This window comes from Streptomyces sp. NPDC003456, assembly GCF_042878735.1.
Lineage (GTDB): Bacteria > Actinomycetota > Actinomycetes > Streptomycetales > Streptomycetaceae > Streptomyces.
Genome location: NZ_JBIAOK010000005.1, coordinates 85481 through 108560, shown reverse-complemented (window position 1 = coordinate 108560; position 23080 = coordinate 85481). Strand labels below are relative to the sequence as shown.

Here is a 23080-nt window from a genome sequence, read left to right as displayed (position 1 = left end):
TTCTATCACCTGTGAGGGTGGCGCCACACAGGACTCACGCATACATCCCGAAGAGTGATAGAAGGACGAACAGAATCCGTCATCCACCGATATCAGCAGAGGAAATCCGACCTGGAACCGGCTGGGGCGCCTCCGGCCCCACGTACCGGGCCGCCGGGCGGATGATCTTCGTGTCCTCCGCCTGCTCCAGGATGTTCGCGCTCCAGCCCACCACCCGCGCCGCGGCGAAGGTGGGAGTGAACATCTCGCGGGGCAGACCGCAGAGTTCCATCACCACACCCGCGTAGAACTCGACGTTGGTGTGCAGTTCGCGGCCGGGCTTCAGCTCGGCCAGGATCGCCTCGACGTGCCGCTCCACCTCCACCGCGAAATCGACCCGCGGACCGCCGAACGACCGGGCGACCTCCCGCAGCATCCGCGACCGGGGGTCCTCCGTGCGGTAGACCGCGTGACCGAAACCCATGATGCGGTCCCCGGCGAGCACCCGCTCGCGCACCCAGGAGTCGATGCGGTCCGGGCTGCCGATCGCGTCCAGGATGTCCAGGGCGCGGCTGGGTGCCCCACCGTGCAGCGGCCCCGACAGCGCCGCCACCGCTCCGGCGAGGCACGCCGCCACGTCCGCCCCGGTCGACGCGATGACCCGGGCGGTGAAGGTGGACGCGTTGAATCCATGGTCGACGGTGGAGATCAGGTACTGCTCGACGGCCCTGGCGTGCCGCTCGTCGGGTAGAGATCCGGTCAACATGTACAGGTAGTTCGCCGCGTAGGACAGGTCCTGGCGGGGCTCGACCGGCTCCAGCCCGCGCCCCAGCCGGTGCAGCGCGGTGAGCAGGGTGGGGACGGCGGCCGCCGCTTCGAGGGCGTTCCGCCGGCGTTCCTCCACGTCGATGTCGTAGACGGGGCGGAAGCCCTTCGCCGCGCCCAGCAGCGACAGCGCCGTCCGCATTCCGGCGAGCGGGCCGGAGCGTCCGCCCGCCGCAGCGACGGCGGGAAGCACGGCACGCACCTCGCCGGGCAGCGCCCGCAGCGCCGCCGTCTCGGCCGTGAAGGCCGCGCGCTGCGCCGGGTCCGGCAGTTCGCCGTGGACCAGCAGGTACCAGACGTCCTCGAACCCGCGGCTCCGGGCGAGGTCGACCGCCGAGTACTGCCGGTAGTGGTAGAAGCCCTCGCGCCCCCGGACGTCGCCGATGCGGGTGTCGGTGACCACGACACCGGCGAGCCCTCGTGGTGCGTCGAGAAGAGCGTTCGCGGACCTGTTGACGGACATGCCTGCCTCCTTGCACTTGATTCGACTGTCCATGCTTGACTAGATGGCTGTCAATATTGATTGAATCAATGCAACAGTCAATGAAACGTCGCACGGATACGGTGACCCCCATGCGCGATCAAGAGCCCGTCTCCCCGGACACGGCACGGCGGCTGAGCACCAAGGAGGCCGCCGAGCTGCTCGGGGTGAAACCGGAGACCCTGTACGCCTATGTGAGCCGCGGGCAGCTCAGCAGCCGGCGCGTTCCCGGCGGCCGGGGCAGCACCTTCGACACCGCCGAGGTCGAAGCGCTGGCCCGGCGCAACCGGCGGGAGAACGCGGCCGGTCCGGGTCCCGGCGGCGAACTGGGCGTTCGCACACGCATCACGCTGATCGAGGGCGACCGGTACTACTTCCGCGGCGTCGACGCCGTCGACCTGGCCGCCCGGCACAGCTACGAAGAGGTCGCCGAGTGGCTGTGGACCGGCCGGATGCGCCGCGGTGCGACGTTCGAGGCGCCCGGAGCCGCCGTCGCCGTCGCGCGCCGAGCCGTCGAGGCCCTGCCCGAACACGCCTCCCCCGCCGACCGGTTGCGCGTCGCGACGATCGCCGCCGCCACGGCCGACCCGCTGCGCTTCGACCTGTCCGAGGACGCCGTGCTCGGCACCGCGCGCACCCTCGTCCCCACCCTCGTCTCCGCCCTCCCCCCGGTGTGGCCGGAGCGACACGACGACGGCCCCCTGGCCCACCGCCTGTGGACCCGGCTGTCGCACCGCGAGGACCCCGACGAGGCGTCCCTGCGGGCCCTGGACACCGCGCTCGCCCTCCTCGCCGACCACGACCTGGCCGCCTCCACGCTCGCGGTGCGCGTCGCGGCCTCGGCCCGGGCCCACGCCTACGCGGCCGTCTCCGCCGGGCTCGGCGTGATCGAGGGCCCGCTGCACGGCGCGGCCAGCGGTCTGGCCCACCGGCTGCTGCACGACGTGCTCGACCGGGGCGACGCGGCGCCGGTCATCGCGGACGAACTCCGCGCCGGGCGCCGCATCCCCGGGCTCGGTCACCGCCTCTACCCGGGCGAGGACCCGCGCGCGCGTGCCCTGTTCGCCCTCCTGGAGGACGTCCCGCGCGCCGAACCCGCCCTGCTCGCCGCCCGGGACATCGTCGAGACGACCGCCCGCCACACGCCGCTGCACGCCAATGTGGACCTGGCGCTGGCCGTGCTCACCACCTCGTGCGGCATGCCCGCCGGCGCGGGCGAGACGATCTTCGCCGTGGCCCGGACGGCGGGCTGGATCGCCCATGCCCTGGAGGAGTACGGCGAGCGTCCCCTGCGCATGCGCCCGAGCGGCCTCTACACGGGACCGAAACCGCCGCAGCAGCTGCCGGAGTAAAGGCCCCCGCCCGGGTCACTCTGTAGGACCAGGACACCGCCGGAGTACCTGGAGACGGGGCCGACATGAGCTCACGCGCAACTCAGGTTAGGCTCACCTCTGTGAGTACGTGCTCAAGCGTCTCCCGGGACTCCGACGAACCCGTTTCGGGAACCGCGGCCACCGCGAGGACCTGGCTGTTGCTGGAACAGCCCGGTCCGTGGGGTGCCAAGGCGCTCACCTCGAGCCACCTGGACCCCGCGGTGGGGCGTGCCCTGGAGGCCGCCGCCGAGGACACGGGCGTACGGATCGTCCTGATCCGCCGTCCCGGACGGCACGCGGACAGCAGGATGCCCGCCACACGCCGGGTGTTCGCGGCCCACACCGTTCCGGGGAACGTCTGGCTGCACAGCGCCACGACCTCCGATCCCGCCCGGCTGCTCGACCTCGACTTCGCCGCCCTCGGCCGGGGGGAGCACGCCGGCTTCGACGCCGTGCTCGGCGGCCGGGCCCATCAGGGGGATCCCCTCGCCCTCGTCTGCACCAACGGCAAGCGCGACCGCTGCTGCGCCCTCCTCGGCCGCCCCCTGGCCACCGAGCTCGTCTCCTCCGGAGTCCAGGGCGTCTGGGAGGTCACCCATCTGGGTGGTCACCGCTTCTCCCCGACCGCGCTGGTCCTGCCGTACGGCTACGCCTACGGCCGGGCGGAGGCCCACACCCTCAAGGAAGTCCTGCACCGTGCCCGCGAGGGGCGGATCGTCGTGGCGGGCTGCCGGGGCAGGTCGGCCTGGGAACGCCCGGGCCAGGCGGCCGAACTTGCCGTGCGCCGCCGGACCGGCGAGGACGCGGCGGAGGCACTGAGCGTGGTACGGACGGCGGGCGCGGCGCCGCGCTGGGAGGTGACGGTCGCCCACGTCGACGGCCGCCGCTGGCGGGTCGACATCGCCCAGAGCGCCGGACTGCCGCCGCGTCCGGAGAGCTGCGGGGCGGCCGTCCTCGGCTCGCCCGCGCGGATGGACGTGGTGGCGGTGCGCGAGGAGAGACTGACGGCGGCGCTGGCGAGCTGACCGTCGAGTCGGGGTGATCGGCGGCCCTCGGGCGCGCGTGGACGACGACGGCGTCTGTGAACCGGCCGTGGGGCGTGGAGCGACACCGGCTCGGCCGGAGGGGCCGGCCGCTGCGGCCGCGCCCTGCCGCGTGCGGCCCGCCTCGAGCCGGTGCCGGTATTGATCAAGAGATCCATGCCACACCCGTTACGGCAGGTCGGCGCCCGCACGTACCGTCTGGGGTATGAGCCCCACTCCCCCCGCTCGCCGCCTGCGCCTGGGCCTGCCCCGGCGGGTGTTCTCGCAGGTGCTGCTGATGCAGGTGGCGATCGCGGCGGGAGTCGCCGTCCTGGCCACCGGGCTGTTCCTCGCGCCCCTCGGCGACCAGCTCGACGACCAGGCGATGCGCCGCGCGCTGGCGATCGCGCAGACGACCGCGCAGCAGCCGGGGCTCGCGCAGGAGGTGCGTACGACACCGCCCACGGTGAACGGCCCGGTGCAGAAGGAAGCGGAGCGGATCCGCAAGGCCACCGAGGCCGAGTACGTCGTAGTGATGGACTGGCGGGGCGTGCGCTGGTCCCACACCGATCCGGAGCAGATCGGCGGCATCGTCTCCACCGACCCCGGCCAGGCCCTGGCCGGCCGGGAGGTCATGGAGATCGACGACGGCACCCTGGGCCGCTCCGCCCGCGGCAAGGTGCCCTTGCGCGACAGTGACGGCACCGTCGTCGGCGCCGTCTCCGTCGGGATCGCCTACGACAGTGTCCGGGCCCGGCTGATCCACGCCATCCCGGGACTGCTGGCCTACGCCGGCGGTGCCCTGGCCGTCGGCGCGCTGGCCGCCTGGTTCATCTCCCGGCGGGTGCACCGGCAGACCAGGGACCTGGCCTTCTCCGACATCGCGGCGCTGCTGTCGGAGCGTGAGGCGATGCTGCACGGCATCCGGGAGGGCGTCGTCGCCCTGGACCGCACCGGCCGCGTCCGGCTGGTCAACGACGAGGCGCAGCGTCTGCTCGGCGTCGGGGACACCGTGGTCGGCCGCACCCCCGACGAGGCGCTCGGCACCGGCCGTACCGCCGACGTGCTGGCCGGCCGGGTCACGGGCACCGATCTGCTGACCGTGCGCGGCCAGCGGGTGCTGGTGGCCAACCGCATGCCCACGGACGACGGCGGCGCGGTGGCCACCCTGCGCGACCGCACCGAACTGGAGCAGCTGGGCCGCGAGCTCGACTCCACACGCGGCCTGATCGACGCCCTGCGCGCCCAGGACCACGAACACGCCAACCGGATGCACACGCTGCTCGGCCTGCTGGAGCTGGAGATGTACGACGACGCCGTCGCGTTCGTCGGCGAGGTCGTCGGGGACCACCGGGCGACCGCCGAGCAGGTGACCGGGCGGATCGAGGATCCCCTGGTCGCCGCCCTGCTGGTGGGCAAGGCGACCGTCGCGGCCGAGCGGGGTGTCGCCCTCGGGATCTCCGACCGGACCCGGCTGCCCGACCGGCTGGTCGATCCGCAGGGCCTCGTCACCGTCGTCGGGAACCTGGTGGACAACGCCCTGGACGCCGTGGCGGGCAAGCCCCACGCGCGCGTGGAGGTCGAGCTGCGGGCCGAGGGCCGCACCGCGATCCTCCGCGTGCGGGACACGGGTCCGGGAATCCCGCCCGAACACCGCGAGTCGATCTTCACCGAGGGGTGGTCCACGAAGCAGCCGCCGGCCCACCGCGAGCGGGGCATCGGACTCTCCCTGGTGCGCAGACTGGCCGAGCGGCAGGGCGGCCGTGCCACGGTCGGCGAGGCGCACGGCGGCGGCGCCGAGTTCACGGTCGTCCTGCCCGACGCGCTGACCGAGGCCGGCCCCGCGCCGGCCCTGACCGGGCCGCCGTCCCGGCCGGCCCCGGAGGAGGAGTCGTGATGATCGAGGTCCTGGTCGTGGACGACGACACCAGGGTGGCCCGGGTGAACGCCGCCTACGTGGAGAAGGTGCCCGGCTTCCACGTCGCCGGGGAGGCGCACAACGCGGCGGACGCGCTGCACCAGCTGGAGACCTTGCCCCGGCTGGACCTGGTGCTGCTCGACCACTACCTCCCCGACGAGACGGGGCTGGCCGTGGTGCGGGAGATGCGCCGGCGCGGCCTGCACACCGACGTGATCATGGTGACGGCGGCCCGGGACGTGTCGACCGTCCAGGCGGCCATGCGGCACGGGGCGCTGCAGTACCTGGTCAAGCCGTTCGCCTTCGCCGGACTGCGCGCCAAGCTGGAGGCGTACGCCGAGCTGCGCCGCACACTCGACGGCGGCGGCGAGGCGGAGCAGGCCGAGGTCGACCGCATCTTCGGGGCGCTGTCGGCCGGTTCGGAGCCGTCCCTGCCCAAGGGGCACTCCCCCACCACCGCGGAACTCGTCCGCCAGTCCCTGTTGAGCGCCGACGGCCCCCTGTCCGCCCAGGAGATCGCCGAACGGACCGGGGTGAGCCGCCAGACCGCCCAGCGCTATCTGAAGCTCCTGGAACGCACCGGGAGAGCCAAACTGACCCTGAAGTACGGCGACGCGGGCCGCCCGGAACACCGTTACGTGTGGGCGACCCGCGGCTGACGGCTCCGCCCCCGTCGACCGGCCCGGGCGGTTCCGGCGGAGCCACCCGTAGGGGCGGCTGCGCACGTGTGATGCTGCTACGCCGCACCCGCCCCGGTCAGCGCCCGCACTTCGGTCTCCGCCTGCTTGGCCTCGTCCGGCACCTCCGCCGAGGTGACGGTGCCGAGCCAGCCCGCGAGGAAGCCCAGCGGTATCGAGACCAGGCCCGGGTTCTGCAACGGGAAGAACTGGAAGTCGGCGTCCGGGAACAACGCGTCCGGGCTGCCCGACACCACCGGGGACAGCACCACGAGCACCACGGCGGGGATCAGCCCCCCGTAGACCGCCCACACCGCGCCCCGGGTGGTGAAGCCGCGCCAGAACAGGGAGTAGAGCAGCACGGGGAGGTTCGCCGAGGCGGCGACGGCGAAGGCCAGGCCGACCAGGAACGCCACGTTGAGGTCCCTGGCGAGCAGTCCGAGGGCGATCGCCACGGCCCCGACCCCGACGGCCGCGATCCGGGCCACCGCCACCTCGCTGCGCGGCTTGCCGCCCTCGCGCCGCAGGCACGCGTACAGGTCGTGGGCCACGGACGCGGAGGAGGCGAGCGTGATGCCGGCGACCACGGCCAGGATCGTCGCGAAGGCGACCGCGGCGACGATCGCGAACAGCACCGTGCCGCCCGTGGACCCGGCGCCGCCGCCGAGGTCGAGCGCCAGCAGCGGAACCGCGGTGTTCCCGGACGCGCTGGAGCCGCGCACCGCGTCCGGTCCCAGGACGGCCGCCGCACCGAATCCGAGCACGATCGTCATCAGGTAGAAGCCGCCGATGAGGCCGATGGCCCAGACCACGGAACGGCGTGCGGCCCGGGCCGTGGGCACGGTGTAGAAGCGGGACAGGATGTGCGGCAGCCCCGCGGTCCCCAGCACCAGGGCCAGTCCGAGGCTGATGAAGTCGAACCGGGCCGTCCAGTCCCCGCCGTACTTCAGTCCGGGTGCCAGGAACGCCAGTCCGTGTCCGCTGCGTTCGGCCGCCGTGAGCAGCAGCCGGTCGAGGTCGCCGTGGAAGCGCAGCAACACGAGCACGGTCAGCGCGGCGCTGCCGCCGAGCAGCAGGACCGTCTTGACGATCTGGATCCACGTGGTGGCCCGCATGCCGCCCAGGGACACGTAGATCACCATGAGCACGCCGACCCCGACGACGGTCCAGGACCTGGCCGCCTCGCTCGTGCCGCCGAGGAGCAGCGCCACCAGGCTGCCCGCGCCGACCATCTGCGCCACCAGGTACAGCACGGAGACGGTCACCGACGACGTCCCCGCCGCGATCCGCACCGGCCGCTCCCTCATCCGCGCCGCCACCACGTCGGCGAGGGTGAACCGCCCGCAGTTGCGGACGAGTTCGGCGACCAGGAACAGGACCACCAGCCAGGCGACCAGGAAGCCGACCACGTACAGCAGTCCGTCGTAGCCGAACAGGGCGATGAGTCCGGCGACCCCCAGGAAGCTCGCGGCCGACATGTAGTCGCCCGCGATGGCAAAACCGTTCTCCATGGGGGAGAAGAGCCGCCCGCCCGCGTAGAACTCCTCGGCCGAACCACGCCGGTTGCGGCTCACCCATGTGGTGATCCCCAGGGTGACCGCGACGAACACGCTGAACAGCAGCAGCGCCAAGGTCTGGTGCTCACCGGTCACGAGGCACCCCCGTTCGCCTCGCGGGTCAGTTCCTGTGTGTCCCACCGCAGTTCGAGCGCGGCCCGGTCCCGGCGCAGCCGGGCGTGCCGGGCGTAGGCCCAGGTCAGCAGGAAGGTGGTGAGGAACTGCCCGAGCCCCGCGGCCATCCCGACGTTCACCGCTCCGGCCACGGGCCGCGCCATGAGCCGCGGCGCCGTGGTGGCGGCCACGACGTATCCCACGTACCAGGCGAAGAAGGCCGCGAAGGCCGGCACCACGAACCGCCGGTAGCGCCGCCGTACCTCCTGGAAGGCCGGGCTGCGCTGGACCTCCAGGTAGATGTCCGCGGCGGCGACGCCGGCCTGCCCCTCCCGCGCCGCCGGGACGATCCCCTGCACCGGGACGTCGGCCGACTCTCCCCACCCGCTGGCGAGTGCGTCGTACCAGGGGTCGTCGTACCTCGGCTGTCCGGCCGCCTCGGCCGGTTCGGGGTCATGACCGTCGAGCTGCTCGACCGGACTCTCCTGACCGCCCCCGACTCCGCGGTGGCGGTCCTTGCTTGACTGCATGTCCAAGGATGGACAGAACGGGAAGATCCCCGACTCTTCTTCCCCGTGCTCTTCACCCCATCAGGTGACTCGTCCTGCCGGTGGCCGTGCCGGGCCCCTCGGGATCCCGAGGAATGCGGGAGGGGATACGCCGGTGGGCACGGCCGCCGCCGTGCCCACCGGTGTACGTTCCCGGGGTGCCCGCCCCGCCGGACGGCGCGCCTACGCGTCGATCCGCGACCGGTCCAGCGTCGCCGCCGAGTTGGAGATGAACTCCTTGCGCGGCGCCACGTCGTTGCCCATCAGCAGGTCGAAGACCTGCTCCGCGGCTTCCAGGTCGGAGAGGTTGATCCGGCGCAAGGTGCGGTGGCGCGGGTCCATGGTCGTCTCGGCCAGCTGGTCGGCGTCCATCTCGCCGAGGCCCTTGTAGCGCTGGATCGAGTCCTTGTAGCGGATGCCCTTGGTCTGCAACTCCATCAGCTTGTCGCGCAGTTCCCGGTCCGAGTACGTGTAGACGTACTTGTCCTGGCCCTTCTTCGGCTGGACGATCTCGATCCGGTGCAGCGGCGGCACCGCGGCGAAGACCCGGCCCGCCTCGACCATCGGCCGCATGTAGCGGTGGAAGAGGGTCAGCAGCAGCGTGCGGATGTGGGACCCGTCGACGTCGGCGTCGGTCATCATGATGATCTTGCCGTAGCGGGCGGTGTCGATGTCGAAGGTGCGGCCCGAGCCGGCTCCTATGACCTGGATGATCGCTCCGCACTCGGCGTTCTTGAGCATGTCCGTCACGGACGACTTCTGGACGTTGAGGATCTTGCCCCGGATCGGCAGCAGCGCCTGGAATTCGGAGTTCCGCGCGAGCTTGGCCGTGCCGAGCGCGGAGTCCCCCTCGACGATGAACAGCTCGCTGCGGTCCACGTCGTCGCTGCGGCAGTCGGCCAGCTTGGCCGGCAGGGACGAGGACTCCAGGGCCGTCTTGCGGCGCTGGGCGTCCTTGTGCTGCCGGGCGGCGATGCGCGTACGGGCCGCGGCGACGGCCTTCTCCATCACGACACGGGCCTGCTGGGCCGCGTCCCGCTTCGTGGAGGTCAGGAACGCCTTCAGTTCCTTGCTGATCACGTTGCTCACGATGCGGCGGGCCGCCGAGGTCCCGAGGACCTCCTTGGTCTGCCCCTCGAACTGGGGCTCCGCGAGGCGCACGGTGACGACCGCGGTGAGGCCCTCCAGGGCGTCGTCCTTGACGATGTCGTCCTCGGCGACACGCAGCAGCTTCTTCGCCCGCAGCACCTCGTTCATCGTCGTGGCGACGGCCTGCTCGAAGCCCGCGACGTGGGTGCCGCCCTTGGGGGTGGCGATGATGTTCACGAACGACTTCAGTGTCGTGTCGTAGCCGGTGCCCCAGCGGAGCGCGACGTCGACGTCGAGCTCCCGGGTGACCTGGGTGGGGGTCATCTGGCCGTGCTCGTCGAGGACGGGGACGGTCTCCCGGAAGGTGCCCTGGCCGGAGAAGCGCAGGACGTCGCAGATGGGCTTGTCGGTGGCCAGGTACTCGCAGAACTCGCTGATGCCGCCGTCGAAGCGGAAGGACTCCTCGCCCTTGCTGCCGCCCTCACCGAGCCCGTACTCGTCGCGTACGACGATGGTCAGGCCGGGCACCAGGAAGGCCGTCTGGCGGGCGCGCTGGTGCAGGTTCTCCAGGGAGAGCTTGGCGTCCTTGAGGAAGATCTGGCGGTCGGCCCAGTAGCGCACGCGCGTGCCGGTCCGGGACTTGGGGATCTTCTTGGCCTTGCGCAGTCCGCTCCCGGCCTCGAACTTGGCGTCCGGGCCGTTGCCGGAGAAGGCGCCGGGGACACCGCGCCGGAAGCTGATCGCGTGGGCGTGCCCCCCGCGGTCCACCTCGACGTCCAGGCGGGCGGACAGGGCGTTCACCACGGAGGCGCCGACGCCGTGCAGACCGCCGGAGGCGGCGTAGGAGCCGCCGCCGAACTTGCCGCCGGCGTGCAGCTTGGTCATGACGACCTCGACGCCGGACAGGCCGGTCTTGGGCTCGACGTCGACCGGGATGCCCCGGCCGTTGTCCCGGACCTCGACCGAGCCGTCGTCGTGGAGGATCACCTCGATGTGGTCGCAGAAGCCGCCGAGGGCCTCGTCGACGGAGTTGTCGATGATCTCCCAGAGGCAGTGCATCAGGCCACGGCTGTCGGTCGAGCCGATGTACATACCGGGGCGCTTGCGCACGGCCTCGAGCCCCTCGAGGACGAGCAGGTGCCGCGCGGTGTAGTTGGAACCGTCCCGGTCTGCTCCTGCCAGCAGAGCTGTGGACGGCACGGACGTATCGGCGGTCACGCGGTTCGCTCCTCGCTGAATTTCAGATGGGGCCCTTGTGGGTAAGGGCGCGGCGTCTGTCACCGGTGAGAGGGTACCGAGCCCTGGTAGAGGCCCTGTAACGCCACCCTCGCCGAAAACTCAGACTAGTCCACACTCGTAAGCTTGTTCGATCCCTCGATGGAGTGAAGCACACATCACGTTCCCTTCGAGGCATGAACCATTTAGGCTCCGGGCACGTCCTCATGAACAACCGGCAACCCAGCCGGGAGGACCGACCACCGATCCACGCGAAGCCCCGTAAGACACATAGACACGCAATACGGCACATTCGCCGCCAACCGGCAGCAGACAGCCGCCTCGCAAGATTTTTTCGAGGAAAAGCCACGAGCGGGAACGTTTTGGGGCTGGTTGGATGTTGACCCTGGTACGACAGCTCGTCGAGCTAGAGAAGAGGCGACGTGACTACTGTTCTGACCCCTGCGAGCCAGTTGACGGCCGCTGATCGCTGCGACCGCTGCGGCGCCCAGGCGTACCTGCGCGTCGTCCTGCTCAGCGGCGGAGAGCTGCTCTTCTGCGCCCACCACGGGCGCAAGTTCGAGCCGGAACTCAAGAAGATCGCCGCTGAGATACAGGACGAGACGGAGCGGCTCACGGCCGTTCCCGCGGTTGCCTCCGAAGAAGAGCGCTGACACCTCGCGTCCGACGACGAGCCAGCACGGCACAGGCCGGTGAACGGGCGGCTGCCTCTGCATCCAGAGGCAGCCGCCCGTCCTCGTCACCGCCCGGCGCTTCAGGCTCCGCCGGACGCCCCCGCAGGCCTTTTCATGCCTGGTTCCAGCCGAGGGTGCGGATGATCTCCGACACGCGCGTGTAGACCCCGGGATTGCCTGCCCGGCCGCAGCCGATCCCCCAGGACACCAGCCCGATCAGTCGGCCCTGGGCCACCAGCGGCCCCCCGCTGTCCCCCTGGCAGGCGTCGCGGCCGCCGTCCACCTCCCCGGCGCAGAGCATGGTCCGGGCGTCGAAGCTGCCGTTCCCTCCCCCGGGATACGCCTCCGCGCAGGCGGCGTCGGAGAGGACACGCACGGGTGCCGCCCGCAGACTGCTGGGATACTCGCCGGCGCCCGTGATGTCGCCCCAGCCGTACACCGTCGCCGTGCCACCCGCCGTGTAGGCGGGGTCACCGTCCGGGGCCATCCCGATGACCGACTCGTCGGGCAGCGGTTCCGCCAGGGTGAGTACGGCGAAGTCACCGGACTTGCTCGCACCGTCGTACGCCGGGTTGACCCAGGCGCGCTGCACGGCGATCTCCCGGCCGGACCGGTCGGCCAGATCCGTGCGCCCCGCTATGACCTTGAGGTCCCGCACGCGCTCCGGCGGTCCCCCGAGCGCCTCCCGGCCGAGACAGTGGGCGGCGGTGAGCACCGTGGTGGGGCCCACGACAGCGCCTCCGCAGAACTGCCCGGCCCGCGTACCCCCGAACCGGTCACGGCTCGCCAGAGCCACCGTCCAGGGGCTCTGTGCGACGTCCACGGGGAAGCCGCCTATGACGACACGGTCGGAGGCTTCGGCGGCGCCGGCACCCATGGGTATGACGGTCAACGCGGCTGCCAGGGCCACAGCTCGGGCAAGGCGACGGCGCATACGCACTCCTCACTCCGTGGGGTCGATGAGACACCCAGAGTGGTCCACCGCGTCGCCCCTCGCACCCGCGCGGGCGGCACGGGAAAGGCCCGGCCCCCCGCAGGGAACCGGGCCTCGCGCCGTGTGCCGGTGATCAGTCCAGGTAGTCGCGCAGCACCTGGGAGCGCGACGGGTGGCGCAGCTTCGACATCGTCTTGGACTCGATCTGGCGGATCCGCTCACGCGTGACGCCGTATACCTTGCCGATCTCGTCGAGGGTCTTCGGCTGACCGTCGGTGAGACCGAACCGCATCGAGACGACGCCCGCCTCGCGCTCGGAGAGCGTGTCGAGGACGGAGTGCAGCTGCTCCTGCAGGAGCGTGAAGCTGACCGCGTCGGCCGGGACGACCGCCTCGGAATCCTCGATGAGGTCACCGAACTCGCTGTCGCCGTCCTCGCCCAGCGGGGTGTGCAGCGAGATGGGCTCACGGCCGTACTTCTGGACCTCGATGACCTTCTCGGGGGTCATGTCGAGCTCCTTGGCCAGCTCCTCCGGGGTGGGCTCGCGGCCCAGGTCCTGGAGCATCTGGCGCTGGACGCGCGCGAGCTTGTTGATGACCTCGACCATGTGCACCGGGATACGGATGGTGCGGGCCTGGTCGGCCATGGCGCGGGTGATCGCCTGACGGATCCACCAGGTGGCGTACGTGGAGAACTTGTAGCCCTTGGTGTAGTCGAACTTCTCGACCGCGCGGATCAGACCGAGGTTGCCCTCCTGGATGAGGTCCAGGAACAGCATGCCGCGGCCGGTGTAGCGCTTGGCCAGGGAGACCACCAGGCGGAGGTTGGCCTCCAGGAGGTGGTTCTTGGCGCGGCGGCCGTCCTCGGCGATGATCTCCAGCTCACGCTTGAGCTTCGGCGCGAGCTTGTCGGCGTTGGCCAGCTTGTCCTCGGCGAACAGACCGGCCTCGATGCGCTTGGCGAGCTCGACCTCCTGCTCGGCGTTGAGCAGGGGGACCTTGCCGATCTGCTTGAGGTAGTCCTTGACCGGGTCGGCGGTGGCGCCGGCGGCCGCGACCTGCTGCGCGGGCGCGTCGTCCTCGTCCTCGTCGGACAGCACGAAGCCCGCGGCCTCGGTGCCCTCGGGCTCCTCGCCGGCCTTGCCGGGGGCTGCTTCCTCGAGCACCTCCTCTTCGAGGAGCTCGGCGTCGTCCTTCTTGGCGGTGGTCTTCTTCGCCGCCGTCTTCTTGGCGGTCGCCTTCTTCGCGACCGTCTTCTTGGCGGTGGTCTTCTTGGCAGCCGCCTTCTTCGCGGCGGGGGCCTCTTCCTCGACGGCGGGCTCCTCGGCGGGCGCCGCCGGCGTGGCGGTGGCAGTGGCCTTCCGGGTGGTCACCGCCTTGGCCGCGACCGTCTTGGTGGCGGTGCGCTTGGCGGGGCTCTTCGCTGCGACGCTCTTTCGGGTGCGCTTGGGCTCTGCGGCACTGACCATCAGCGTCACACCCTCTTCCTCGAGGATCTGGTTGAGGCTGCGCAGTACGTTCTTCCACTGAGTGGCCGGAATCTGGTCAGCTTCGAAGGCCCGACGCACGTCATCGCCGGCGATCTGCCCCTCAGCCTTTCCCCGCTCAATGAGCGCCATGACAGAGACGGACTCGGCGATCTCCGGCGGGAGCGTACGGGATGTGCTGGCCGACACGAACAACCTCTCGGAACGTTGGAAAACGGCTTCCGGCCCCATCCACGGGGGACAGGAGCCGACCGCCGGCTTGGGGATGGGCCGACGGTGCGGGCGGGGGCCGGGGAGATGCACAGCGCCGTGAACGACGTCCGTATTCCCTCCGCGGCTGTCACCTCTTAGGTCATCGCGTTCTTCCCGCGAGCGTTACGCCTAATCTCCGTGGCCCGAGTCACACCCCGTAAGCGAACAAAAACGGTCGGATGTGGGCACAGGAGGTCATCCAGGGTACTGGCCCGGCCGGATCGGCGGAGCGAAGGCTCCACAGAGCCCGGAGCAGGGCCTGCGGCACGGGGAGCCAAGGCCGCATCGGGCCCGGAGCGGCTGCCTGGCGCACCTGAGCGCGACTGCCTGGCGCCCGGGGAGAGACCGCCTGTCCGGCGCACTGCTGGGGGCCCCGCATCGCCCGGGAGGGGGTCCCGCATCGCCCGAAGGGGGTCTCGCGACGCCGGGAGCAAGGCCCGCGGCACTCGCAGGGAAGGGCTGCAGCGCTCGTAGGGAAGGGCTGCAGCGCTCGCGGCGAAGCCCAGAGCGCCGTCGGACCCCGCCGGATCGTGGGGATCCGGCGGGGTCCGACCGGGGGCGGATCACCGACTGGGCACTGCCACAGGAGGGGGTGGCACACCCGGCCGCGCCGCCCGCGGAACGAGGTCAGTGCTCGCGCGGGGCGGGCACCACCCGTTCCACCTCGGGGTGGACCATGAGAAGTTGGCGCATCGCCGCTTCGGCGCCCGCCCCGTCGCCGGTGGCGAGGGCGTCGCAGATGCGGCCGTGGTGGGCGAGAGACGTCTCGTTGGGGCGGTCACAGCCGGTGACGGGGCCGCCGGAGACCTGCAGGGCGGCGGACACGATGCCCGAGAGGTGCTCGAGCATGCGGTTGCCCGCGACCTGGATGAGCATCGAGTGGAACTCCGCGTCGGCACGGGAGAAGGTGAGCGCGTCACCCTGGGCCATCGCGTGTCCCATGATCTCGACCATGTCCGCCAGGCGCTGCTGGACGTCCTCGCGCCCGTGGCCGGCGGCGAGGCGGGCGGCCAGCGGTTCGATCGTCCAGCGCAGCTCGCTCAGCTCGCGGCGCTGGTCGTCGCGCTGCGGCCCGAAGGCACGCCATTCGATGATGTCCGGGTCGAGCAGATTCCAGTCGCTCACGGGGCGCACACGCGTACCCACGTTCGGGCGGGCGCTCACCAGGCCCTTGGCCTCCAGGACGCGGAGGGACTCGCGCACGACGGTGCGGGAGACCTCGAAACGCTGGCCGATCTCCTCGGGGACCAGGGGACGGTCGGCCCCCAGGTCACCGGAGACGATCATCTGACCCAGCTGCTGGACGAGTTGGCCGTGCAGTCCGCGCCCGCGGCTGCCCGCGGCGCGCCGGCCCACGCGGCCCAGCTCGTGGTCCGCTCCGTCCCAGGCAGGAACCCCGACGCGGTCGACGCCGGGCGCCTCCGCGTAGGGGTAGCGGTCGAGTTCGCCCGGGTTCGCGAGGCCGGAGTCGGCGGAGCGGGCGGCGGTCATCATGGTGTGCGCAAGGGTACTCACGCTTCCTTTGTCGGCGTCGTCCCCAACTCCCTTGAGGTCTTTGGTGAAAAGCACACGAAAGGGTGATCGCTCACCCCGTCGCAATTGACGCCTTATCGGAAAGAAATGGGCGTTCTGCGGGGAGTTGTGCGCACGGCCGAACTAAGGGTTACGGACAGTCGTCACCTGAGCCTGCTCCGCAACGAGGTGAACAGGTACGCGCAGAGCAGGGTGGCCAGCGACAACGTCAGGGCGCCGCCGACCGGTTGGGACACCAGACCGAGCGCGGCCTCCAGGTACCTCTCTCCCCCGAAGGGCCATCGCGGAAGGAGAGCTTCGCGCAGCCGGGCGGGAAGTCCGGCCGCGGTTCGCACGGACGGTCCGGTCACGAGCTTGTGCACGACCGGCACCACGAGGAGGGGAACTGCGGCTACGGCGGCGAGCCCGGCCGAAGTGGACCGGAAGATCCCCGCCGCCAGCACGCCCGCCCAGGCGCAGCCGACCACGAGGCCGATCCAGCCCGCAGCGAGCGCGAGCCAGTCCTCGGGCACCCGGGCGAGCTCCGGTCCGTAGACGAGGTAGAGCACTTCGGCGTCGCAGCCGACGGTCAGCACGGCCAGGATCAGCGCGGTGGCCGAGGAGACGGCCAGTTTGGCGGCCAGCAGCCCCAGGCGGCGGGGCACGGTGCCGCGGTCCGCCGCGAGGGCGGGATGGCGGAACTCGTCGCCGAAGGCCAGGGCGCCGAGCAGTCCCGCGCCGAGCGCGGCGGGCGGCAGGGGCAGCTCCCGCGGCCACGCGGCGAGCAGACGCGACTGCGGCGTGTGCCCGATCCGGGCCAGTACGACGGTGGTCACGGCGGACACGACGAGCACGACGGCCCCGGTGAGGAAGCCGGTCCCCACTCCGGCGGCTCGACGGATCTCGTAGCGGAGCGGGCGGAGAGGGCTGGGCGCGGGGCGGACGGAGATGGGCGGCGGTAGAGGGGGCAGTTGCATCCGGGGTCGGGGGGTGCGAGCGGCGTGGGGCTCGGGGGCGGGGGTGGCGGCGGTGGACGGGGGCTGCTCCCCATGCACGGAGCCAGTGGGTGAGAGGTGGCCCGCCTGCAGGACTGTCCTGGTCTGGGGCGATTCAGTGGGTGGCTGAGCTGCTGGGCCCGACGGTTGTTCCGAGGCTGGTTGCGGCGCGGGAAGCGGCTGCTGATCAGTGGCCGGGCGCACCTCTGAGGTCGGCATCTGGTTCGCGGCCGACCGCGTTTCGGTGGCCGGCTGCTGCTGCGCGGTCGGCTGTGCCTCGACCGCCGGCTGCGGCTCGGCCAACTCTGGTTCCAAGACCTCTGCGGTGACAGGCCTGTCGGCCGTGAGGTCATCAGGCGTCGGCGGCGCGCCGCCGGGAAGGCCGCCGCCCGCACCTGGCCCCATATCGCCCACCTCGTCGGCGAGTTGGTGCACGACGATGCCATGGCGGAAGGCGATCTCGCCGATGTCGGCACAGTTGCTGCCGTAGACGGAAAGGCGGTTGCCGCCCTCACGCACGACCTCGACGGAACGCTGCGCGGTGCGCGCCTGCTTGGCCAGGAGTGTCGCCAGACGGACCGCGTGCGGACTGCGTACGGCGACCCGGGGTCGCAGTCGGGTGCGTGCGAACTCCGCGGCTTCCTGGTCGGTCACGAGCCGGCCCCGTTCGAGGGTGACGACGTGATCTGCGGCGCGAGCGGCCTCCTTGGGGTCGGCCGTGCTGAACAGGACCGTGCCGCCCTGGTCGGCGTGCGCGCGCAGCGTGTCGTGCATCCAGGCGCTCTCGCGGACCGACAGCCCTGCGGTCGGGCCGTCGAGGACGAGAGTGTGCGGGTCGGCCAGGAGGGCGCACGCGACGCCCAGTCGGCGGTCCATGCCACGGGAGAGCGTGCCGAGACGCTCGTCGCGCAGACTCACCAGGCCGACGGCCTCCAGGACTTCGTCCGAGCGCCGGACCGGAACACCCACAGCCGCGCACAGCATGCGCAGATGACCGCGGACCGTGCGGGCCGGGTGCCCCGGCACATCGCCCAGCAGCACTCCGACCTCGCGTGAGGGGTGGGCGATGCGGTGCAGCGGGCGGCCGCGGAAGTGCGTGATGCCACGGCCGTGTTGGAGTCCGAGCATGAGTCTGAGCACCGTCGTCTTGCCGGCACCCGGTGCTCCGAGCAGCACGGTGACGCGGCCTGCTCGCGCCTCGAAGGAGACGTCGTCGGCTGCGGGCGGGAGCTCTTTGCGGGGCTTGCTGGTCAGTCCGAAGGCCTCGATCACCCGCAGCAAGATAGCGCGCTATGTCCGGTTTTTCGGGCAGCACCGATGCGCGCAGGGCATGGTGCAACGTGGCTGCCGGCCCGTGTGTGCAGGCTGCGTCTCCCGCTGTCGCCCGTACGCGTGCCTGCGGTCAGACTTCGGGGCGCAGCATCGGGGGGTTGAGAAGGGTCGCGCCACCCGCCCGGAAGAGCTGCGCGGGGCGCCCGCCCTGGCGCGTGGTCGTCCCACCGGTGGGGACGAGGAAACCCGGGGTGCCCGTGACCTTGCGGTGGAAGTTGCGAGGGTCCAGTGCCACGCCCCACACCGCCTCGTACACCCGGCGCAGCTCCCCCACCGTGAACTCCGGCGGGCAGAAGGCTGTTGCCAGCGACGAGTACTCGATCTTGGAACGGGCCCGCTCCACACCGTCCGCGAGGATCTGCGCGTGGTCGAAGGCGAGAGGGTCGACCAGTTCCGCGTCGCGTCCGATACCGCCCTGCTGCAACAGCTCCTCCACCGGCGCCCACCGTGCGTTGCTGGCGTCGCCTCCTGCCCGGGGCGCGGGCAGATCGGGTGCCAGGGCGAGATGTGCGACGCTCACGACCCGCATTCTGGGGTCCCGCTTGGGATCGCCGTAGGTGGCGAGCTGCTCCAGGTGCGCGCCGTTGTCCTGGGTGGGGACGGAGGGGTCGTGGACACGCAGCCCGGTCTCCTCCGCGAGTTCGCGCGCCGCGGCCTGCGCCAGGTCCTCGTCGGCCCGTACGAAACCGCCGGGCAGCGCCCACCGGCCCTGGAACGGCGGTTCGCCCCTGCGTACCGCCAGCGCACACAGGGCGTGGCGGCGCACGGTCAGCACGACCAGGTCCACGGTGACGGCGAAGGGCGGGAACGCTGACGGGTCGTAGGGCATGCCGCGATCATAGTCGTCTGCCTGACGATAAACACTCCCTTCGCCGGTTCCGCCGATCATTGATCCGCTTCGGATCGGTATGGGCGTCGCCGCGTGGTGACCGTTGTCCGACGATGACAGGTCTTGGCTGGTCACACCCCCAGTTGGAGTCCGTCGGCCGCTTCTTCGACCATGGCGAGACCGAGTCGACTGACCCGTACGGAAAAGGGTGCTCCGGCCACCCGTAATCCGGTGAATCCGATCTCTCCCAGAGGGGCACTGCGCATGGGGCGGAGGGTCACCGTGCCGGCCGGAGCGTCCGGGCGGATGCCGGCGAGCGTGGTCAGCAGCAGTACTCCTGCCGCCGCCGGGATCGCGGCGGGGCGACAGGCCGCCGGGTGCGGCAGCGGCGCGCTGCCCTCGGTGCGCTGCTCCCCCGCGTACATCTCGGGCAGCCGGTAGGCGAAGGTTTCCGCGGCGGCGAGGACACCGCGCAGGAGTGCTACCGCCTCCTTCTCGTAGTTCGCGGCGGCCAGCCCGGCCACAGCGAGTGCCGTCTCCTGTATCCGCACGGCACCGGCGCGGTGGCCGAACGGGTTGTGGCCGGGCTCCTTGGCTCCCAGGCCGCGCAGGCCCCACCCGGAGTCCATGAGGGGGCCTCCGAGCAGCCGGGCGAGGTGCTCCGTCTGCACCTTGTCGAGCAGGCCAGGGGCCGGCTCCCCGCGTCCCAGCAACCCGGTGTCGAGGAGGTGGACGGCACAGGCACCCAGGGGGGACACGGGCCTGCCGTCCTGGGTGCGGGCAGCAGCAGGCCGGCCTCCCCCTCGATCGTCGACCCAGAAGTCCGCGCGGAACGCATGCCGCAGGGACTGTGCCCACTGCCGCAGGCCCTCCCCTCCCGGCCGGCCACCGGCATCGAGGAGGTCGGCGCCGAGCAGCGCCGCCCGGTGAGCATGCGCCTGGGTTTCGCAGCGGACGAGGCCCCCCGGGTGGGCGTCCCGCAGGTAGAGGCCGTCGCCCACAAATCTCCGCAGCCAGTTCAGGCACCGCTCGGCGGCAGGGAGCAACTCCTCCGCCTCCTGTTCGGGCAGTCCCCAGCGGCGCGCCTCGGCGAGCAGCACGGGGAACAGCAGGGTGGCCTCAGTGCCCGTGCACTGCGGGGGGAGGTGCGGACCCGCGTCCCGTCGCGGCCCCGGGATCATCCCCGCCGTCGGTCCCGGGCCGGCGAGTTGCGTCCGGGCGAGGGCGCGCAGCGTGCCCCCGGCCAGACCGGTGCCGAGCGGCAGCACCATTCGCGCTGCCACGAGCGCGTCCGCGGGAGCCGGGCCGCATCGCCAGGGGACGCCGGCGGCGAGGTGGACGTCGCCGGGGTGGGCGGCGTCACGCAGCAGGAGCGCTTGGAGGTCCTCGATGCTCGTCCGGAGAAGGGTGGCGGCTCTGGGGTCGTCGCCCTCCGCACGTGCGGGGGCGAGAGGGCTTGTCGCCACACGGCCCGCGGTGCGCATCGGGCCCGCTCCGTCCGGGCGCACGCGCAGTTCGAGACTCGTGCTGCCGCCAGGTGGCAGGAGCAGTTCCCACCGCAGCAATCCCGTCGAGGCCAGGGCGTCCGCGGGCGGTGGCTCGGCGGTCACGGTGGCGGTGCCGGCCGCGCAGGACCAGCGCAGGCCCGAGCCGTGGACGCCGGCCGGGAGTTCCGGCCCCGTCTCGCCGGAGGCGATGGCCCGCAGGTCGGCGAGGTCCGTGCCCAGTGCCACCTCGACCGGCACCCGCAGCGGACGGGGTGCGGAACTGTGCAGGGTGATCCGCTCCGTGCCGTCGGCGAAGCGGTTCCGCTCGACGCAGATGTCCGGGTCCGGGCCCGTCTGCGCGGGGGTACGGAGCGTGCCGACGAACCGGGCGCGATCGGCCGTGGCCAGAAGGGCCTGCACCGGGAGGGGTTCCTGCCCGGCCACGCGGACCTCGCAGCGGGAGAGCACCCGGCGGCCGGCACGGTAGAAACCTTCCAGCCCTCGGCCGGTCAACTGGCCTGCTTCCGTCGAGATGGCCAGTCCGGGCAGCGCCACGCAGATCATGAGCGAGTGGACCGGAGGCAGGTCTCCCGTGCGACGCTGCCCCGCCGTCGCGCCGCCCCGGGGTGGAGCGGCGGGGGCCTGATGCATCTGCCGTGGGGGTTCCGGCCGGACCGACCGCGCCGTTGAGCGTGCGGGCCGATGCAGAGAGGAGTCGTCAGGGGCCGAGGAGGACGGAGTCCGCTGGTGCATCGAAAGGCTTCCTCTGCGCTCTGTGCGCCTGGATCGGGATCCACGCTGGAGGGCTCGAACGGAGCAGGGGCGATGCGGCGTCCCACCTCGTCCAGGTGTTCCACCACTCAGGTGAACGGTGAGGGGGCCCTCGGAGTCACGCCCACATGGCTGCCGCTTGCTGCACGGGGTTGTCGCCCGGCTGGTGGTCACTCCTTCTCCTCGGCTGCGGGGCCGGGCTCCACGCCCTCTCCGTTGCTTGCGCGGCAGGGCGCGGGCGAGCTCTTGAGCAAAGAGGGGGGCGCGATGTCCGCACGCGGGGCTGCGTTCGCGCCGAGGATTCGAGCCGTGTCCGCCGCCGTCGGGCGACGGCGGCCGGGCCGCGTGCTCTCTGCCGGTGTGCGGCCGGGACGCCGAGCTCCCTGGTCACGAGCAGCCGGGACGGTGCGGCCGACAGTGCTTCCGAGAGCGGTACGTGCACGTCGGCGGCGCCGAGCGGGTGGCTGAGCGGGTGCCGGCTCGGCTGCGATCGTGTCGGAGTTGATCGATGCCTGGCCGTTCGCCTGGGCTCGGCCGCTTCCGCGCGGCTGATCACCCGCCTGGATCTGATCGCCCGACTTCTGTGACATGCCGGTGGCACCGGCCGGCGCGCGACCCGTCCGCTCCGATCGCAGGCACCTGCGGATGGATTCGGGGTCGAGCCCTTCGTTGCAGGCCTGGTGCAGCAGGCGGGCGAAGAGATAGTCGGGGTCCGCGCCCAGAGCCATGGCGAGGGCCTCCCGGGCCTCCAGTTCGTCGCCGGTGGACCAGGCGACCCAGCCGGCGAGGGTGAGCGGCGCCGCGGCGTGCTCGCCGTAGGGCCCTACGCACCGGCGGGCCAATGAACGCCACAGGCGCAGGGCGGAGCCGGCCTCGTCGCCCTCCATCCACTCGGCCGCACGGTCGCGGGTGGAGCGGTCCTGCAGTCCCAGCAGCAGCTTCGCGGCCTCGTCGCAGCCCAGCAGTTCGTCGTCGCGGAGGTCCGCCAACAGTGTCCCGGACACGGGTCGGGCCTCGGCGAAGCGGTCCAGAACGGCGGCTGCCAGTTCCAGGGTGTCCTCTGCCACAGCGGCCCTGCCCGCGTCGTCCAGGATCCTCGGAACCAGCTCCATGCTGGCCTTGTCGAGTGCGGCTTCCTGCTCCAGAGCGGCCGCGCTCTCCCAGGGCAGCAGCCGCGCCCGCAGTTCCCGGAGGGTGCCGCGCACCTGAATGCCGGCATAAGTGGCGGCGGCCGCCAGGACGGAGGTGCCGGGGAGGCCCATGCGGGCGCCCTCGGGCGAGCAGCAGGCCGCGTTGTCACAGCAGTAGGACCAGTAGCGTCCCTCCGAGATGCACAGAGCCTCGACCACGACGGCATCGAGGGAGCCGCACTCGGTCCGCAGCCGTTGCGCGAGCGGCCTCAGCCGCTCCATGACTTGCCGACCGGTCTCACCCCTGCCCGGTTCCTGGCACAGGAAGGCGACCATCGACTCGGGCCGCCTGCCCCGGCGCTCGCTGCCGCGGACCAAGCCGTGGGCCAGTTGCCGGGCTGCGGACGGCCAGTCGTCCGCGTTCGCCGGAATCCCGAGCCGCGCCCGCCCGCCGAACCGCCCGCGTCCGTCCCTGTCGTGCAGGGCGACCAGGACGATGCTGTCCTCGGGGCGATATCCGAGCAGGTAGGGCAGGGCGTCGGCGAGCTCGGCCGGGGTGCGCAGGGTGACCTGGTGCTCGCCCGGGCCGTCGTATGCGGTGTCCGCCGCCGGCACGCTGCGCACGTCGTGCGGGGCGTCCGCTGCGGGCAGGTCGGGCCCGTCCTTCTGTCGCCTCTCTCGTCCGCCGCTCGGGTGCGCGGCGGGCCCGATGTGCTGGGCGTCTTCAGTGATATCGCCGTTTTCGGAGGATCCGGTCGCTTCGCCGTGGTTCGTCATGCGAAGACGATCTCGCGGAATGCGACCCTTCGCTTGAGCCTGTGGATAAGTGCGGGCAGGTACACGTCACCGACTCGCGCTGG

General features: G+C 71.9%; 16 protein-coding genes. 5 read left to right on the top strand and 11 right to left on the bottom strand.

The window, feature by feature from the left end:
- Window positions 1–79: 79 nt before the first annotated feature.
- A complete protein-coding gene (locus ACFYWG_RS21490) occupies window positions 80–1267 on the bottom strand; it encodes a citrate synthase/methylcitrate synthase (RefSeq protein ID WP_389202888.1) in 1188 nt (395 codons plus the stop codon).
- Between the two features lie 110 nt (window positions 1268–1377).
- Between ACFYWG_RS21490 and ACFYWG_RS21485 the strand changes: the two genes are divergently transcribed.
- From ACFYWG_RS21485 to ACFYWG_RS21470, 4 genes are all read left to right on the top strand, one after another.
- Window positions 1378–2637, top strand: a complete 1260-nt coding sequence (locus ACFYWG_RS21485) for a citrate synthase (protein WP_389202886.1) — start codon at window positions 1378–1380, stop codon at window positions 2635–2637.
- A gap of 101 nt (window positions 2638–2738) precedes the next feature.
- Window positions 2739–3683, top strand: a complete 945-nt coding sequence (locus ACFYWG_RS21480; protein ID WP_385417827.1) for a sucrase ferredoxin — start codon at window positions 2739–2741, stop codon at window positions 3681–3683.
- 223 nt (window positions 3684–3906) lie between these two features.
- Window positions 3907–5577 carry an ATP-binding protein gene (locus tag ACFYWG_RS21475; RefSeq protein ID WP_389202883.1) on the top strand — a complete coding sequence of 557 codons (1671 nt, stop codon included), beginning with the start codon at window positions 3907–3909 and terminating at the stop codon, window positions 5575–5577.
- Window positions 5577–6257, top strand: a complete 681-nt coding sequence (locus tag ACFYWG_RS21470; RefSeq protein WP_376327674.1) for a response regulator — start codon at window positions 5577–5579, stop codon at window positions 6255–6257. Before ACFYWG_RS21475 ends, ACFYWG_RS21470 begins: the two co-directional genes overlap by 1 nt.
- Before the next feature lie 77 nt (window positions 6258–6334).
- Here the strand turns inward: ACFYWG_RS21470 and ACFYWG_RS21465 are convergent, their stop codons facing one another.
- From ACFYWG_RS21465 to ACFYWG_RS21455, 3 genes are all read right to left on the bottom strand, one after another.
- Window positions 6335–7927, bottom strand: coding sequence for a cation acetate symporter (locus ACFYWG_RS21465; protein ID WP_389202881.1), 1593 nt, complete (start codon window positions 7925–7927; stop codon window positions 6335–6337).
- Window positions 7924–8475, bottom strand: a complete 552-nt coding sequence (locus tag ACFYWG_RS21460) for a DUF485 domain-containing protein (RefSeq protein ID WP_383506434.1) — start codon at window positions 8473–8475, stop codon at window positions 7924–7926. The genes ACFYWG_RS21465 and ACFYWG_RS21460 overlap by 4 nt, the downstream gene beginning before the upstream one ends.
- A gap of 201 nt (window positions 8476–8676) precedes the next feature.
- Window positions 8677–10800, bottom strand: a complete 2124-nt coding sequence (locus ACFYWG_RS21455; protein WP_383506437.1) for a type IIA DNA topoisomerase subunit B — start codon at window positions 10798–10800, stop codon at window positions 8677–8679.
- Window positions 10801–11240: 440 nt separating this feature from the next.
- On the opposite strand from ACFYWG_RS21455, the gene ACFYWG_RS21450 reads away from it, so the two are divergent.
- Complete coding sequence (locus tag ACFYWG_RS21450) at window positions 11241–11471, top strand: hypothetical protein (protein ID WP_376327548.1); 231 nt, start codon at window positions 11241–11243, stop codon at window positions 11469–11471.
- A gap of 133 nt (window positions 11472–11604) precedes the next feature.
- Here ACFYWG_RS21450 and ACFYWG_RS21445 read toward each other — a convergent pair whose 3' ends face one another.
- From ACFYWG_RS21445 to ACFYWG_RS21415, 7 genes are all read right to left on the bottom strand, one after another.
- Window positions 11605–12426, bottom strand: a complete 822-nt coding sequence (locus ACFYWG_RS21445) for a S1 family peptidase (RefSeq protein ID WP_389202878.1) — start codon at window positions 12424–12426, stop codon at window positions 11605–11607.
- A gap of 133 nt (window positions 12427–12559) precedes the next feature.
- Window positions 12560–14101, bottom strand: coding sequence for an RNA polymerase sigma factor (locus ACFYWG_RS21440; RefSeq protein WP_383509163.1), 1542 nt, complete (start codon window positions 14099–14101; stop codon window positions 12560–12562).
- A gap of 690 nt (window positions 14102–14791) precedes the next feature.
- On the bottom strand, window positions 14792–15679 hold the full coding sequence (locus tag ACFYWG_RS21435; protein WP_376327553.1) for a FadR/GntR family transcriptional regulator: 888 nt from the start codon (window positions 15677–15679) through the stop codon (window positions 14792–14794).
- A 161-nt stretch (window positions 15680–15840) separates the two neighbouring features.
- Entirely contained in the window at window positions 15841–17943 is a 2103-nt protein-coding gene (locus tag ACFYWG_RS21430; RefSeq protein WP_389202876.1) for an ATP-binding cassette domain-containing protein, read from the bottom strand.
- A 130-nt stretch (window positions 17944–18073) separates the two neighbouring features.
- Window positions 18074–18832 carry an NUDIX domain-containing protein gene (locus ACFYWG_RS21425; RefSeq protein WP_376327556.1) on the bottom strand — a complete coding sequence of 253 codons (759 nt, stop codon included), beginning with the start codon at window positions 18830–18832 and terminating at the stop codon, window positions 18074–18076.
- A gap of 131 nt (window positions 18833–18963) precedes the next feature.
- On the bottom strand, window positions 18964–20883 hold the full coding sequence (locus tag ACFYWG_RS21420; protein ID WP_389202873.1) for a glycogen debranching N-terminal domain-containing protein: 1920 nt from the start codon (window positions 20881–20883) through the stop codon (window positions 18964–18966).
- Window positions 20884–21260: 377 nt separating this feature from the next.
- Entirely contained in the window at window positions 21261–22997 is a 1737-nt protein-coding gene (locus tag ACFYWG_RS21415; RefSeq protein WP_389202871.1) for a DUF4192 domain-containing protein, read from the bottom strand.
- Between the last annotated feature and the right edge of the window lie 83 nt (window positions 22998–23080).

What these genes read in the sequence shown, in the direction of transcription:
- ACFYWG_RS21490 (WP_389202888.1), bottom strand. Translation starts at nt 1,267, where the DNA reads ATGTCCGTCAACAGGTCCGCGAACGCTCTTCTCGACGCACCACGAGGG.
- ACFYWG_RS21485 (WP_389202886.1), top strand. Translation starts at nt 1,378, where the DNA reads ATGCGCGATCAAGAGCCCGTCTCCCCGGACACGGCACGGCGGCTGAGC.
- ACFYWG_RS21475 (WP_389202883.1), top strand. Translation starts at nt 3,907, where the DNA reads ATGAGCCCCACTCCCCCCGCTCGCCGCCTGCGCCTGGGCCTGCCCCGG.
- ACFYWG_RS21470 (WP_376327674.1), top strand. Translation starts at nt 5,577, where the DNA reads ATGATCGAGGTCCTGGTCGTGGACGACGACACCAGGGTGGCCCGGGTG.
- ACFYWG_RS21460 (WP_383506434.1), bottom strand. Translation starts at nt 8,475, where the DNA reads ATGCAGTCAAGCAAGGACCGCCACCGCGGAGTCGGGGGCGGTCAGGAG.
- ACFYWG_RS21445 (WP_389202878.1), bottom strand. Translation starts at nt 12,426, where the DNA reads ATGCGCCGTCGCCTTGCCCGAGCTGTGGCCCTGGCAGCCGCGTTGACC.
- ACFYWG_RS21425 (WP_376327556.1), bottom strand. Translation starts at nt 18,832, where the DNA reads ATGCCCTACGACCCGTCAGCGTTCCCGCCCTTCGCCGTCACCGTGGAC.
- ACFYWG_RS21420 (WP_389202873.1), bottom strand. Translation starts at nt 20,883, where the DNA reads ATGATCTGCGTGGCGCTGCCCGGACTGGCCATCTCGACGGAAGCAGGC.
- ACFYWG_RS21415 (WP_389202871.1), bottom strand. Translation starts at nt 22,997, where the DNA reads ATGACGAACCACGGCGAAGCGACCGGATCCTCCGAAAACGGCGATATC.